Source organism: Sphingobium indicum B90A (genome assembly GCF_000264945.2).
GTDB classification, from domain to species: Bacteria; Pseudomonadota; Alphaproteobacteria; order Sphingomonadales; family Sphingomonadaceae; genus Sphingobium; species Sphingobium indicum.
In genome coordinates, this window is sequence record NZ_CP013070.1 from 1,830,899 (window position 1) to 1,844,201 (window position 13,303).

The window sequence follows — 13,303 nt, forward strand, 5'->3', positions numbered from 1 at the left end:
TCAGTTGCGTGGGCTTCGCAATAAGCTATGCAGCGCGAATGCCCCCTGGGACGTTCCAAGGCAAGGCGAAAAAAACTTGTCGGCGCGAAAGCTGGCGATCATCCGCGCCGGCATCAGGACCGGGGGCAAGGGAGCGGCGCCGCCCGCCGCGCCGGAACGCAGCAGGGCAGATTGCGCGGCCGGGACGCATGCAAGGCCCGATAGGCGGGCATGCAGGCGCCGTCCTGCATCCATTCGCTTGGCCCGAATGAGCTGTGTCCCTGCGCATTGCCGCTCAAGATCGCCGCAATGACGGCGCTGCCGCGCAGCATGACCCCCACCATGATGATTTCCCTTGCTCCGGAGCGCCGACACGCCCGTCCCCGCGCAAGTTCATAACCGCTTCCCTATCCAAAAGCATACCCCATCGGGGGTATGCCCGGCTATTCCTGCCAAACAGGTCATCCCAGCGAAAGCTGGGATGACGGAGATCAGCCGAACAATCCCTTCGCCAGCCCGCCCAGTTCGTTGAGCGGATTGCCGTCGCCGTCCCTGTCGAACAGGCCGCCGATCCTGGATAATATGGCCTCAGGCCCGCCGAACTGCGCGAACAGTTCCTGCAACTTGTCCGCCGACACGCCATGTTCGGCCGCCGTGGTCGCCAGCGCGGCGACGTCGGTCTCGCCCGCCGCGATCTTGCCGCCGATCTCGCTCATCAGCGCCTGCATCTGTTCGGGCTGAAGGCCGATCTTCGCGGCGACCGCTTCCAGGCCGCCCAGATTTCTCAGCAAATCGTCAAACATAGGACATATCCCGCCAATGATTTGATGCAGGATAGCATCCCGCCCCGCCGACAGGAAGCGAAAGAGGCCGGAGGATCGCTCCTCCGGCCCCCTTTCCTCGCGGATTGCCTTGGCGTCAGGCGGCGGTCAGGGCCGCCTCGCGCACCGATGCGTCGACATGGTCCTCGAACTGGGCGAAATTGTCGACGAACTGCTTGACCAGCTTGCCGGCGGTTTCGTCATAGGCCGCCTTGTCGTCCCAGGTCGCGCGCGGATCGAGGATGGTCGAATCCACGCCCGGCACCGATACCGGCACCTGGAAACCGAAATTCGGATCGACGCGGAATTCGGCATTGTTGAGGCTGCCGTCCAGCGCGGCGTTCAGCAGGGCGCGAGTCACCTTGATCGGCATCCGCTTGCCGACGCCATATTTGCCGCCGGTCCAGCCGGTGTTGACCAGCCAGCAGGTCACGCCGCCCTTGTTGATCCGTTCCTTCAGCAGATTGCCGTAGACGGAGGGATGGCGCGGCATGAAGGGCGCGCCGAAGCAGGTCGAGAAGGTGGCCGTCGGCTCCGTCACGCCGATCTCGGTCCCGGCGACCCGCGCCGTATAGCCCGAAAGGAAGTGATACATGGCCTGTTCCGGCGTCAGCCGCGCGATCGGCGGCAGCACGCCATAGGCATCGGCGGTCAGGAAGATGATGTTCTTCGGCACCGGCCCCAGATTCTTCTCCGACGCGTTCGGGATGAAGTCGATCGGGTAGGAACCGCGGCTGTTTTCGGCCAGGCTGTTGTCGTCCAGGTCGATCTCGCGGGTTTCCTCGTCGATCACGACATTTTCCAGCACCGTGCCGAACCGCTTGGTGGTGGCGAAGATCTCCGGCTCGGCCTCGGCCGACAGGTTGATCATCTTGGCGTAGCAGCCGCCCTCGAAATTGAAGACCGCCGTGTCCGACCAGCCATGCTCGTCATCGCCGATCAGGGTGCGGCTGGCGTCGGCCGACAGGGTGGTCTTGCCCGTGCCCGACAGGCCGAAGAAGACGGCGGTGTCGCCATCGGGGCCGATATTGGCCGAACAGTGCATCGGCATCACGCCGCGGGTGGGCAGCAGATAGTTGAGGATGCCGAAGACGGATTTCTTCATCTCGCCGGCATAGCGCGTGCCGCCGATCAGGATCAGCTTCTCGGTGAAGTTGACCGCGATGACGGTTTCGCTGCGGCTGCCGTGGCGGGCCGGATCGGCCTGGAAGGTCGGCAGGTCGATGATCGTATATTCGGGGGTGAAGCCGGCCAGCTCCTCCGCGCCCGGACGGACCAGCAGCGTGCGGATGAACAGGTTGTGCCAGGCGAATTCGTTGATGACGCGCACGTTGACGCGATGTTCGGGCTGCGATCCGCCGAACAGGTCGGCGATGTAGAGCTTGTCCTTCTGCCCCAGCGCGGCGAAGAAATCGGCCTTCAGCGCCGCAAAATGCTCCGGCGTCATGGGCACGTTGGTCTTGCCCCACCAGACGGTGGATTCGGTTTCCGCGTCCCGGACGATGAACTTGTCGCTCGCCGACCGGCCGGTATGCTTGCCGGTCTTGACGACCAGCGGGCCGTCCTTGGCCAAAATGCCTTCGCCATTGGCAAGCGCGGCTTCGACCAGCGGCGCGGTGCCCAGATTCCAATATTGATCAGCGCTGGTGGAAATACCCTGCTGATCGAGGGTGAAAGGGGATTTGGCCTGCACGCCTTTACTCCTGAATATCATTATCTCCGGCCGCCATGTTATATGCTTACGGCCGGTCCGCCTCCCGACGCCGCGATCTTCAGGCCGCTGGCACCGTCTGCTGCAGACGCATCGGGCATAAGCCTTTGCATAAGGCGCGTCAAACCCCGGAAAACTCCGCAACTGCTGCGTTTATCCCGAATTCCCACGGCTACACCGCATAACCCGCCGCCGGACCTTCCTTGCGGGGGCAGCCGCCTTCGTCTAACGCAGGGGCATTCCCATTGCCGACGATTTTTCGGGACACAGCATGACCGCAACCATCGCTCTGGTGGACGATGACAAGAATATACTGACCTCCGTCTCCATCGCATTGCAGACGGAGGGGTTTCTGACGCGCCTCTATTCCGATCCGGAGGCGGCGCTGAAGGCGCTGATCGAAAATCCCGCCGACCTTGCCGTGTTCGACATCAAGATGCCGCGCATGGACGGGCTGGAACTGCTGCGGCGGCTGCGGGAAAAGAGCCATATGCCGGTCATCTTCCTGACGTCCAAGGCCGATGAGCTGGACGAGGCGCTGGGCCTGGCCATGGGGGCGGACGATTATATCAGCAAGCCCTTTTCCCAGCGGCTGCTGATCGCGCGCATCCGGGCCATCCTGCGCCGGGCGGAGGTCAGCAAGGCGGATGCCGCGCCCGACGAGCCGGTCGCCGAACCCATAGTGCGCGGACGGCTGGAGATGGACCCGGCCCGCCACCGCGTCAAATGGATGGGCCTGGACGTGACGCTGACCGTCACCGAATTCCTGATCCTGGAAACGCTCGCCGCCCGCCCCGGCGTGGTCAAGAACCGCAACCAGTTGATGGACGCGGCCTATCAGGACGACGTCTATGTCGACGACCGCACCATCGACAGCCACATCAAGCGCCTTCGCCGCAAGTTCCGCGAAGTCGACCCCGAATTCAACGCAATCGACACCCTCTATGGCGCCGGCTATCGTTTCTCCGAAGAAGCATGACGCGGGCGCGGGGTGGAGCTGGTCCGGCCGGATCAGCCTGACCCCCCGCATCCTGGCGGTCAACGTGTTCGCGCTGGCGCTGCTGGCGGGCGGCTTCTTCTACCTGGACAGCTACCGCACGCGCATCGTCGACGACCGGCTGCAACAGTCGGCCCGCGAATTGAAGCTGCTGGCCATCGGCCTGGAAAATGCGCCTGCGGACCGGCAGGACGCGCTGATCGCCGCCTATGCCCGGCAGACCGGCGACCGCGTCCGCCGCTATGATGCCGAGGGGCGGCTGATCGCCGACAGCTTCGCCATGAACGCCCCGCGCTATCGCCTGCGCCTGCCCGCCGAGGAGGGATGGCAGCGCCATGTCGCCCGCTTCCTCGACAAGGTGATCGACCGCATCGTCTCCGCCGACCGGCCGCCCAATTTCGAGGAGCCGGCGGTCGACCGGGCGCAGGCCTGGCCTGAAATGGTGGTGGCGCGGAAAAGCGGCCGGACCCAGGCGGCGAACCGCTATGCGCCCGACCGCACCTTCATGATCTCCGCCGCCGTCAACGTGAAGGACGGCACCGGCCTGCTGGCGACCGAAAACGCCCGCGACATCACCCGCATCGTCCGGGCCGAACGCTTCCGCCTGGGCATGGTGCTGGCGGCGGCGGTGCTGGCGTCGGTGCTGCTCTCGCTGTTCCTGGCGCGAACCATCGTGCAGCCGCTCCAGCGCCTCGCCCGCGCCGCGGTGCGCGTGCGCCTCGGCCGCGCCCGCGAAGTCACCGTGCCCCGCCTGCCCGACCGGCGCGACGAGATCGGAATGCTGGCCCGCGCCCTGTCCGACATGAGCCATGCGCTGCGCCAGCGGATCGACGCGACGGACGCCTTCGCCGCCGACGTCAGCCATGAACTCAAGAACCCCATCGCCTCGCTGCGTTCCGCGCTGGACGCGCTGGACCGGGTGGACAAGCCGGAACTGCGCGCCCAGTTGATGGCCATCGCGCAGGACGATGTGCGGCGGCTGGACCGGCTGGTCACGGACATTGCGGAGGCGTCCCGCATCGACGCCCAATTGTCGCGCACCCGGTTCGAGCCGATCGACCTGGGCCTGCTGATCGAGCGGATGGTGGTCGCCCGCGAAGCCCGCGGCGTGCCCCGCGGCGTCCGCCTGGCCTTCGCCCGCCCGCGCCGGAACGTTGCCGTGGTGCTGGGCGAGGAACAGCGGATCGTCCGCGTGCTCGACAACCTCATCGACAATGCGATCTCCTTCTCCCCCGACGGCGGGCTGGTCCAGATCGTCGCGACGGTGGCGGACAATGAAGTTCTGGTCAGCGTGGAGGACGAAGGCCCCGGCGTCCCGCAATCCGAACGCGAACATGTCTTCCGCCGCTTCCACAGCGTCCGCCCGGAAAGCGAGGCGTTCGGCAAGCATAGCGGCCTGGGCCTCGCCATCGCCCGCTCCATCGTGGAGGGGCACCAGGGCAAGATCAGCATCGCCGACCGCCAGGACGCGCAAAGCGGCGCCTGCTTCATCATGCGCCTGCCCATGGCGGTGGAACGCGATCCGGGCATCGTTTCGGAATAAGGCGGCGGTAAAAAGCAAACCTCTCCAAATCCTCCCCATCGGGAGATGGGGAGGGGGACCGCGCGAAGCGTGGTGGAGGGGAATGGGGCACGACCTCCGAATTTCCCCTCCACCATGCTTCGCATGGTCCCCCTCCCCACGCTCCGCGTAGGGAGGATTTGATAACCGCACCATAATGGGAACCCCCTCGGTTAATTCGATTTCCCCCAGCGCCAAGACGGGCTAATATGACGTCAAAGCGATAAGGCGATATGGCGTCGACACCCTCTTGCGAAACCCTGCATGCGACCAGCGTGGCGATTGACGGCCGGGCCGTGCTGCTCTGCGGCCCCAGCGGCATGGGCAAGTCCGACCTGGCGCTGCGCTTGATCGATCGCGGCGCGGTGCTGGTCAGCGACGATTATACCCGCCTGCTGGAGATTGAGGGCCGCCTGTTCGCCCGCGCCCCCGACCGGATCGCCGGGATGATGGAGGTGCGCGGCCTGGGCCTGGTCGACATGCCCCATGCGGACAACGCCCCCGTCGCCCTGGCCGTCGACCTGAGCGACGCGGTGGAGCGCATGCCGCCGCAAACCGTGCAACGATCGATCGCGGGCGTCGACATCCCCGTCGTCCGCCTCGCCCCGTTCGAAGCGTCCGCCCCGATCAAGGTGGAACTCGCAGTCAGGAACATGGGCCTGAAGAGCGCGAGCCCATCGTGAGTTTCGAAACGCCGAAGACCATATTGCTCGTTTCCGGCCTGTCGGGCGCGGGCAAGACCACCGCGCTCAAGACGCTGGAGGACATGGGCTGGGAAGTGGTCGACAATCTGCCGCTGGTGCTGCTCGACCGGCTGCTCGACACCCCCCTGCCGGAGGGGCATGAGGAGGGGACGGACCGTCCGCTGGCGCTGGGCATCGATGCGCGGACCAGGGGCTTCGACGCCGCCGCCATCGTCCAGCGGATCAAGGCGCTGCGCTCCCGCCACGGCCATGATGTCGAGACGCTGTTCCTCGACTGCTCCGGCGCCGAGCTGGAGCGCCGCTTCGCCGAGACGCGCCGCCGCCACCCGCTGGCGACCGACCGCCCCGCCCGCCACGGCATCGCCCGCGAACGGGAACTGACCGAACCGCTGCGCCGCTGGGCCAATCAGGTGATCGACACCAGCAGCCTCACCAGCAACGGCTTGCAGCAGGAAATCCGCAACCGCTTCTCCCGCGAGGGGCTGTCGGACCCGGTGCTGACGATCATGTCCTTCGGCTATTCGCGGGGCGTGCCGCTGAACGCCGACCTGGTGTTCGACATGCGCTTCCTGCGCAACCCGCATTGGGAGGAGGCGCTGCGGCCCAAGACCGGCCTGGACCCCGACGTCGCCGCCTATGTCATGGCGGACCCCGCCTATGAGGAGGCCGTCCAGCGGATCGAACAATTGCTGACGCTGCTGCTGCCCCGCTATGCGGAGGGCGGGAAAAGCTACATTACCGTGGCGTTCGGCTGCACCGGGGGCCGCCATCGGTCGGTCCATGTCGCCGAACGCATCGCCAGAGACTTGCAAGATGCGGGCTTTTCGCCCACGGTCTCGCACCGCAATATGGAATCAGCGCCCCAGGACGCCCTGGAGAAGCGCGCACCGGGAGGCCCGAAAGCGTAATCCATGAAGAACAGGTGGGCCACGTAAGCAAGATGATTGGACTGGTACTCGTCACCCATGGGGCGCTGGCGACGGAATTCGTCGTCGCGATGGAACATGTGGTCGGTCCGCAGCAGCAGATCGAGACCATCTGCATCGGGCCGGAGGACGACATGGAGATGCGCCGCGCCGACATTGCGGACGCGGTCGCGCGCGTCAATGACGGGTCGGGCGTGATCCTGCTGACCGACCTGTTCGGCGGCACCCCGTCGAACCTGGCCATCTCCCTGCTGAAGGCGGGCGAGATAGAGGTGATCGCGGGCATCAACCTGCCCATGCTGATCCGCCTGGAAAGCGCGCGCAAGGTCATGGACGTGCGCCAGGCCGTGGCCGCGGCGCGGGAGGCGGGCCAGAAATATATCAGCGTTGCATCGGAACTGTTGGGCAGCACCACATGAGCGAAATCAGCCGGGAAGTCAGGATCAGCAACCGGCGGGGCCTCCACGCCCGCGCCAGCGCGAAATTCGTGACCCTGGCCAGCGGCCTGCCCGCGCAGATCACCGTGCGCAAGGACGGCAGCGAAGTCACCGGAACCTCCATCATGGGGCTGATGATGCTGGGCGCGGCGATGGGCGACAGCATCACGATCAGCGCCACCGGCCCGGAGGCGGCCGATTCGCTGGGCAAGCTGGTGACGCTGGTCGAGGACAAGTTCGGCGAGGAATGAGGCGGGTCGTGCCCGCCAAGTCTTTGTTAAACATCGCCAAGCCATTATCGTGAGATAAAGGTTCAACGAGAGTCGCGGGCCGCAGGACCGGCTGCGCCGGCCATTGAGGTGCATTGGCAATGCTCGATCCCAAGCTGACCGACGAACCGGCGCGCATGGCCGCGCTGGAACGCTACGACGTTCTAGACACGCCAAGGGAACCCTCCTTCGACCGCATCACCGATCTGGTCCGCAGCATTTTGGGCGTGCCGATTTCCGCCATCTCGCTGGTCGACGCCGGACGGCAATGGTTCAAGTCGCGGGCCGGTCTGGATGCCGGCGAAACCTCCCGCGACATCGCCTTTTGCGACCACACCATCCGCCAGCGGGCGCCGATGGTCGTCACCGACGCGCAGGAGGACGCCCGCTTCCGCGACAATCCGCTCGTCATGGGCGATCCCAATATCCGCAGCTATGCGGGCATCCCGCTGGAGACGCCGGACGGCTATAATATCGGCTCGCTCTGCGCCATCGACACCGTGCCGCGGGAATTCGACCCCGGCCAGATCGCCATCCTCAAGAATCTGGCCGCGCTGGTGGTCGAACAGTTGGAACTGCGCCGCATCGCCGAACGCGATCATCTGACCGGCGCGCTGACCCGCCGCGCCTTCCTCATCGAAATGAACCGCGCCATCGCCCTGTTCGAACGGCATCAGCGGCCCGCCAGCCTGCTGCTGTTCGACATCGATCATTTCAAGCGGATCAACGACACCCATGGCCATCCGGCGGGCGACCAGGTGATCCGGGGCATCGCCCGGCTCTGCACCAGCCTGCAACGGCCCAGCGATTCGCTGGGACGGCTTGGCGGCGAGGAATTCGGCATATTGCTGCCCGAAACCGCCGAGGAAGACGCCGCCAGCGCGGCGCAACGTTTCTGCGAGGCGATTGCCGCGGCCGAAATCCCCGGCCCGCCGCCGCTGCGCGTGACGGTCAGCTTCGGCGTGGCCGAACTGCGCGGCGACTGGCCGACCGGCGAAAGCTGGCTGGCGGTGGCGGACATGGCGCTCTACGAAGCCAAACGCTCCGGCCGCAACCGCGTCGCGGTCGCGCGGCACGGCGCATTCCACGCGGCATGAGGCGCAAACCGAATGCGACGGGATAAGGATGGGCGGCGATGCGCCCGTCCCCAGTAGAAGATGCCCGCCGCAAGCGGCCAATCGCCTGACGCGATACCGCCCTCAAGAAAAAAGGCGAGCCTCGCAGCCCGCCCTCTCCCGTTTCGGCCAGACCGCGCTTCGCGGAGCGATTTCGAAGCGATCGAAACCTGCCCTTAAACAGCGTGGACAAATTCAAGCCTCGCCAGACTGATTTGGGTGAGGAGCCGTCATTCCCCTATTCGTCACCCCGGGCTTGACCCGGGGTCCCGCTGCCTTGGTCGAGGCGCTGCTTTACAAGAAAAGCGGGACCCCGGATCAAGTCCGGGGTGACGGTGGGGTAATGACCGCCACTGGCCATTCCCCGCCATCCCGAATTGTCCAAGCGGCCTTAGTAAACGCGCGCCTTGGGCTTGATATATTCCGCCTCGTCCGTGAGCGTATAGTCGTGCACCGGACGGTAATCGAGCGTCACCTTGCCGCCCTTTCCGCCCCAGCCGTCGAACCAGCTTACGGTGTGCTTCATCCACTCATTGTCGTCGCGGTTCGGGAAGTCCTCATGCGCGTGGGCGCCGCGGCTTTCCTTGCGGTTTTCCGCGCTGACCATGGTGCAGACCGCCTGGGACATCAGATTGTCCAGTTCCAGCGTCTCGATGAGGTCGGTGTTCCAGATCAGCGAGCGATCCGACACGCCGACATCGGTCAGGCTCTGGTTGACCTGCGCCATCTTGGTGACGCCCTCGGCCAGCAGGGCGCTGTCGCGGAACACGGCGGCATGCTTCTGCATGGTGTGCTGCATTTCCAGCCGGATCTTCGCCGTCGGCGATCCGCCCTTGGCGTTGCGATAGTGATCCAGGCGACCCAGCGCCAGGTCTGCCGCATCCTTGGGCAGCGGACGATGGCTGGCGTTCGGCTTCAGCGTTTCCTTGAGGTGCAGGCCGGTGGCGCGGCCGAACACGACAAGGTCGATCAGCGAGTTGGAACCCAGGCGGTTCGCGCCATGGACCGACACGCAGGCCGCTTCGCCGACCGCATAGAGGCCCGGCACCACCACTTCCGGATCGTCGCCGACCTTGGTCACCACCTGCCCATGATAATTGCAGGGGATGCCGCCCATATTATAGTGGACGGTCGGCGTCACCGGCAGCGGCTGGCGGGTCAGGTCGACGCCCGCGAAGATCTTGCCGCTCTCGGTGATGCCCGGCAGGCGCTCCGCCAGCACCTTGGGATCGATATGGTCGAGGTGCAGGTAGATATGGTCCTTGTTCGGACCCACGCCGCGCCCTTCGCGCATTTCCATCGCCATGGAGCGGGACACGACGTCGCGCGACGCCAGGTCCTTGGCCGAGGGGGCATAACGCTCCATGAAGCGCTCGCCTTCGGAATTGGTCAGATAGCCGCCCTCGCCGCGCGCGCCCTCCGTGATGAGCACGCCCGCGCCGTAGATTCCGGTGGGGTGGAACTGCACGAACTCCAGGTCCTGGAGCGGCAGCCCGGCGCGCAGCACCATGCCGCCGCCGTCGCCGGTGCAGCTATGCGCCGAGGTGGCGGAGAAATAGGCGCGGCCATAGCCGCCGGTCGCCAGCACCACGGCATGGCTGCGGAAGCGGTGGATCGAGCCATCCTCCATGCAGATGGCGATGACGCCGCGGCATTCCTTGCCGTTCGGGCCGTCTTCCATGATGAGGTCGATGGCGAAATATTCGATGTAGAAGTCCGCGTCATATTTCAGGCTCTGCTGGTACAGAGCATGCAGCATGGCGTGGCCGGTGCGGTCGGCGGCGGCGCAGGTGCGCTGCACCGGCGGGCCGGCGCCCATATTCTGCATGTGGCCGCCGAACGGACGCTGGTAGATGGTGCCGTTGTCGTTCCGGCTGAACGGCACGCCCGCATGTTCCAGCTCGATCACGGCGGCGGGCGCCTCGCGCACCATATATTCGATCGCGTCCTGGTCGCCCAGCCAGTCCGACCCCTTGACGGTGTCGTACATGTGCCAGGTCCAGTGGTCGGGCGAATTATTGCCCAGGCTCGCCGCGATGCCGCCCTGCGCCGCCACGGTGTGGCTGCGGGTCGGGAACAGCTTGGTGATGCAGGCGGTCTTGAGGCCCGCCTCCGCGCTGCCCATGGTGGCGCGGAGGCCGGAGCCGCCGGCGCCCACGACGACCGTGTCATAGGTATGATCGATGATCTTGTAGGCTTCGCTCATTATTTGACGATCCCCGTGAAGGCGATCTTGGCGATCGCGAAGACGCCCGCGGCCGCGCCGCCAAAGGCATAGAAGTTCAGCAGCAGCATGGAGAGGAAGGCCAGGCCCTTGTCATGGACATAATCCTCCAGCATCACCTGCATCCCCAGGCGCAGGTGCCAGAAGATGCTGACGATCATCAGCATCAGCGGCACCGCCACCAGCGGATTGGCGATCCAGCCCACGACGCTCTGATAATCGAGGCCCGGCAGGGCGATCAGGCTGAACAGCAGCCACAGCACCAGCAGCAGATTGCCAATGGCGGTATAGCGCTGCGCCAGCCAGTGATGCGCGCCATGCCTGGCCGATCCAAGACCGCGGACGCGGCCGATCCCGGTTCCCGTACCCATCAGAATTTCCCCGTGCAGATGGCGGCCCAGAAGCCGATGGTGAGGAGCGTCGACAGGGCGAAGGTCAGCAGCGACCAGCTCTTGTTGCTCTTCAGTTCATAGCCCGCGCCCATGTCGAGCACGAGATGGCGCAATCCGGAGCAGAGATGCTGGAAGAAGAACCAGCTAAGCCCCGCCATCACCAGATAGCCGATAGGCGATGTCGCGCATGCGACGAAGATCGCATAGGCCTCCGGCCCCATGGCGGCGGCCATCAGCCACCAGACCAGGCCCAAGGCCCCTGCCGTCGCCATACCGTTGCCGGTCACGCGGTGCATGATGGAGACGGCCATGGCTGGCCCCCATTTCCAGATCGTCAAATGCGGCGAGAGCGGCCGGCTCGTGGTTCGCGCCATATCTTCCCTACATCCCTGATGTTGTCCCTCGAGTCCCGTCCCCTTAGGAGCGATATGTCGATAGGGCAAGTCGCCCTGACCGCGTGATCGCGGATCGTTCCACAAGCGATAATGAATTTCATCGTTCAGGGACGTGAATGCCGGCCTTGCGCCGCTTCATGCGGGACATGGCCGTTCCTCCAGCGCGGAATATGGGTCGGCCCTAAGAAGTGATTAACCAAATGGCCCTATAGCCCGTCGGGACAATCAGACCAATTCAGGGGTTTTGCCGCACATGAATTCCGCCGCCACGCCCAAGAACGCCCTGCTCGCCATGATAAGCGAGGTCGATCCCCATGGCGAGTTGGCGCGCGGCCTGCGCCAGATTCGCGATCTGTTGGGCGATCAGGCCGGCATGGCGGCGCGCACCTTCTTCGACGCCTATCTCGAACAGACCGGGCTGCGGCAAAAGCTCAGCCCCGCCACGCTCGCCAAGATCGAGACGGAGGCGCATGAATATGTGCGCCAGAAACTGGGCTATTACGAATCGGGGGAATGGGCTTTCTCCTCTATTTCCTGCGTGCGCCATGCGCGCAAGCACGGCTCTCCGCTGCGCGCGGTGCTGATGCCGGTCGCCATCGCCAATGAAAAGCTGGTCGACCTTATCTGGCAACGCGCGGAGGATGACGCGAGCCGCCGTCAACTGGTGCATGTCATGATGCAGGTCAGCATGGTCGATGCCGGGCTGATAGCCAATGTCGTCGCCGGCGACGAGGCGGAGGCGCAGCGCAACGAACGCCAGCGCTTCGGCACAATGTTCGAACAGCGGATCATGGGAGAGATTGACGGCGCGTCGCAACTGGGCGAATCGTTGCGCGAGCAGGCGAAGGACGCGTCGGCCGCGACCCGCGGCATGCTGGGCAAGGCGTCGGAAGTCGCCGCCGCCGCCGAACAATCCGCCCTTGCCATGCGCGAAGCCGCCCGCACCTCCGCCGGACTGATCCGCGCCATAGAGGATGCCCGGACGGAGGTGGAGAGCGCCGCCGGCGTCGCCCAGCGCGCCGCTCGCCAGTCGGGCGATGCCGTCGCCATGTCCACCACCCTGTCGGACCATGCGAAATCGATCGAATCGATCCTGGGCCTGATCCGCGACATTGCCGGGCAGACCAACCTGCTCGCGCTCAACGCCACGATCGAGGCTGCCCGCGCCGGCGATGCCGGGCGCGGCTTCGCGGTGGTGGCGCAGGAGGTCAAGAGCCTGGCCAACCAGACCGCCCGCGCCACGGACGAAATCGCGGGCAAGATCGCCGACATCCAGGCCTCGACCCGCCAGTCGGTGGAGACCAACGAGCGCATCCGCGACACGGTGGGAGAGGTTCAGGCCAGCGCCGAACGCATCCGCCACGCCATGGACGCGCAGGCGCAGACGGTGACGATGATCACCGCGGCGGTCGACGAAACCGCCCTTGCCGCCGACTCCATGTCCTCGACCATCAGCGCGATCCGCCAGGATACCGAAGTGGTGGCTTCTGAAATCGACCAGTTGGAACGCGGCTTCATGAGCGTGGAGGGCAAGCTGTCCAGCCTGCGCGCCGCATCCTCCGACTTAGGACGGCAAGTCGCCTGAAGGGCGGGCGGCCGACGGGACGGAACCGCCCGCCGCTCTCCCGAAGGCGAAGTGGTCCGGATGATCCGCCGCCGCCTGCCTTAAGCGCTCGCCATCGGCGTCCTCCTGCCGCTCGATGCGCAGGCGCTCAAGCGAAACGAGTGGCTCGTGAGCGTCCAGGCAGCGCGGAGAAATTCAAGACTCGCCG

The 13,303-nt window shown here is 65.6% G+C and carries 13 protein-coding genes; 8 read left to right on the forward strand and 5 right to left on the reverse strand.

Translation table 11 applies throughout. From position 1 onward, the window contains the following. Positions 1–470: 470 nt before the first annotated feature. Positions 471–782, reverse strand: a complete 312-nt coding sequence (locus tag SIDU_RS08970; RefSeq protein ID WP_007687182.1) for a hypothetical protein — start codon at positions 780–782, stop codon at positions 471–473. A gap of 115 nt (positions 783–897) precedes the next feature. Beyond that, a complete protein-coding gene (locus SIDU_RS08975) occupies positions 898–2,493 on the reverse strand; it encodes a phosphoenolpyruvate carboxykinase (protein ID WP_007687181.1) in 1,596 nt (531 codons plus the stop codon). Between the two features lie 289 nt (positions 2,494–2,782). Between SIDU_RS08975 and SIDU_RS08980 the strand changes: the two genes are divergently transcribed. The 7 genes from SIDU_RS08980 (at position 2,783) to SIDU_RS09010 (ending at position 8,502) form a co-directional block, all read left to right on the forward strand. Then, a complete protein-coding gene (locus tag SIDU_RS08980; RefSeq protein WP_007687180.1) occupies positions 2,783–3,490 on the forward strand; it encodes a response regulator transcription factor in 708 nt (235 codons plus the stop codon). Beyond that, positions 3,456–5,051, forward strand: a complete 1,596-nt coding sequence (locus SIDU_RS08985) for a sensor histidine kinase (protein ID WP_007687179.1) — start codon at positions 3,456–3,458, stop codon at positions 5,049–5,051. Before SIDU_RS08980 ends, SIDU_RS08985 begins: the two co-directional genes overlap by 35 nt. 251 nt (positions 5,052–5,302) lie before the next feature. Further along, positions 5,303–5,752 (forward strand): HPr kinase/phosphorylase, encoded by a 450-nt coding sequence (locus SIDU_RS08990; protein ID WP_007687178.1) that lies wholly within the window; start codon positions 5,303–5,305, stop codon positions 5,750–5,752. Beyond that, positions 5,749–6,681, forward strand: a complete 933-nt coding sequence (rapZ, locus tag SIDU_RS08995) for an RNase adapter RapZ (RefSeq protein WP_007687177.1) — start codon at positions 5,749–5,751, stop codon at positions 6,679–6,681. The genes SIDU_RS08990 and rapZ overlap by 4 nt, the downstream gene beginning before the upstream one ends. Before the next feature lie 32 nt (positions 6,682–6,713). Further along, a complete protein-coding gene (locus tag SIDU_RS09000) occupies positions 6,714–7,118 on the forward strand; it encodes a PTS sugar transporter subunit IIA (protein ID WP_007687176.1) in 405 nt (134 codons plus the stop codon). After that, entirely contained in the window at positions 7,115–7,387 is a 273-nt protein-coding gene (locus tag SIDU_RS09005; RefSeq protein ID WP_007687175.1) for an HPr family phosphocarrier protein, read from the forward strand. The genes SIDU_RS09000 and SIDU_RS09005 overlap by 4 nt, the downstream gene beginning before the upstream one ends. Positions 7,388–7,506: 119 nt before the next feature. Then, entirely contained in the window at positions 7,507–8,502 is a 996-nt protein-coding gene (locus SIDU_RS09010) for a sensor domain-containing diguanylate cyclase (RefSeq protein WP_007687174.1), read from the forward strand. A 409-nt stretch (positions 8,503–8,911) separates the two neighbouring features. Here the strand turns inward: SIDU_RS09010 and sdhA are convergent, their stop codons facing one another. The 3 genes from sdhA to sdhC are packed head-to-tail and all read right to left on the reverse strand — an operon-like array spanning position 8,912 to position 11,447. Then, positions 8,912–10,726 (reverse strand): succinate dehydrogenase flavoprotein subunit, encoded by a 1,815-nt coding sequence (sdhA, locus tag SIDU_RS09015; protein WP_007687172.1) that lies wholly within the window; start codon positions 10,724–10,726, stop codon positions 8,912–8,914. Next, positions 10,726–11,115: a succinate dehydrogenase, hydrophobic membrane anchor protein gene (gene sdhD, locus SIDU_RS09020; protein WP_007687171.1), complete on the reverse strand. Its 390-nt coding sequence runs from the start codon at positions 11,113–11,115 to the stop codon at positions 10,726–10,728. Before sdhD ends, sdhA begins: the two co-directional genes overlap by 1 nt. After that, positions 11,115–11,447: a succinate dehydrogenase, cytochrome b556 subunit gene (gene sdhC, locus SIDU_RS09025; protein ID WP_409349292.1), complete on the reverse strand. Its 333-nt coding sequence runs from the start codon at positions 11,445–11,447 to the stop codon at positions 11,115–11,117. Before sdhC ends, sdhD begins: the two co-directional genes overlap by 1 nt. A 337-nt stretch (positions 11,448–11,784) precedes the next feature. Between sdhC and SIDU_RS09030 the strand changes: the two genes are divergently transcribed. Continuing rightward, entirely contained in the window at positions 11,785–13,116 is a 1,332-nt protein-coding gene (locus SIDU_RS09030) for a methyl-accepting chemotaxis protein (RefSeq protein WP_007687169.1), read from the forward strand. Positions 13,117–13,303: the final 187 nt, after the last annotated feature.

Bases quoted from the DNA above. Each gene is read 5' to 3' on its own strand.
- SIDU_RS08970 (WP_007687182.1), bottom strand. From the start codon at position 782: ATGTTTGACGATTTGCTGAGAAATCTGGGCGGCCTGGAAGCGGTCGCC.
- SIDU_RS08985 (WP_007687179.1), top strand. From the start codon at position 3,456: ATGGCGCCGGCTATCGTTTCTCCGAAGAAGCATGACGCGGGCGCGGGG.
- SIDU_RS09010 (WP_007687174.1), top strand. From the start codon at position 7,507: ATGCTCGATCCCAAGCTGACCGACGAACCGGCGCGCATGGCCGCGCTG.
- sdhA (WP_007687172.1), bottom strand. From the start codon at position 10,726: ATGAGCGAAGCCTACAAGATCATCGATCATACCTATGACACGGTCGTC.
- sdhC (WP_409349292.1), bottom strand. From the start codon at position 11,447: ATGGCCGTCTCCATCATGCACCGCGTGACCGGCAACGGTATGGCGACG.
- sdhD (WP_007687171.1), bottom strand. From the start codon at position 11,115: ATGGGTACGGGAACCGGGATCGGCCGCGTCCGCGGTCTTGGATCGGCC.
- SIDU_RS09030 (WP_007687169.1), top strand. From the start codon at position 11,785: ATGAATTCCGCCGCCACGCCCAAGAACGCCCTGCTCGCCATGATAAGC.
- SIDU_RS09000 (WP_007687176.1), top strand. From the start codon at position 6,714: ATGATTGGACTGGTACTCGTCACCCATGGGGCGCTGGCGACGGAATTC.
- SIDU_RS09005 (WP_007687175.1), top strand. From the start codon at position 7,115: ATGAGCGAAATCAGCCGGGAAGTCAGGATCAGCAACCGGCGGGGCCTC.
- SIDU_RS08990 (WP_007687178.1), top strand. From the start codon at position 5,303: ATGGCGTCGACACCCTCTTGCGAAACCCTGCATGCGACCAGCGTGGCG.
- SIDU_RS08980 (WP_007687180.1), top strand. From the start codon at position 2,783: ATGACCGCAACCATCGCTCTGGTGGACGATGACAAGAATATACTGACC.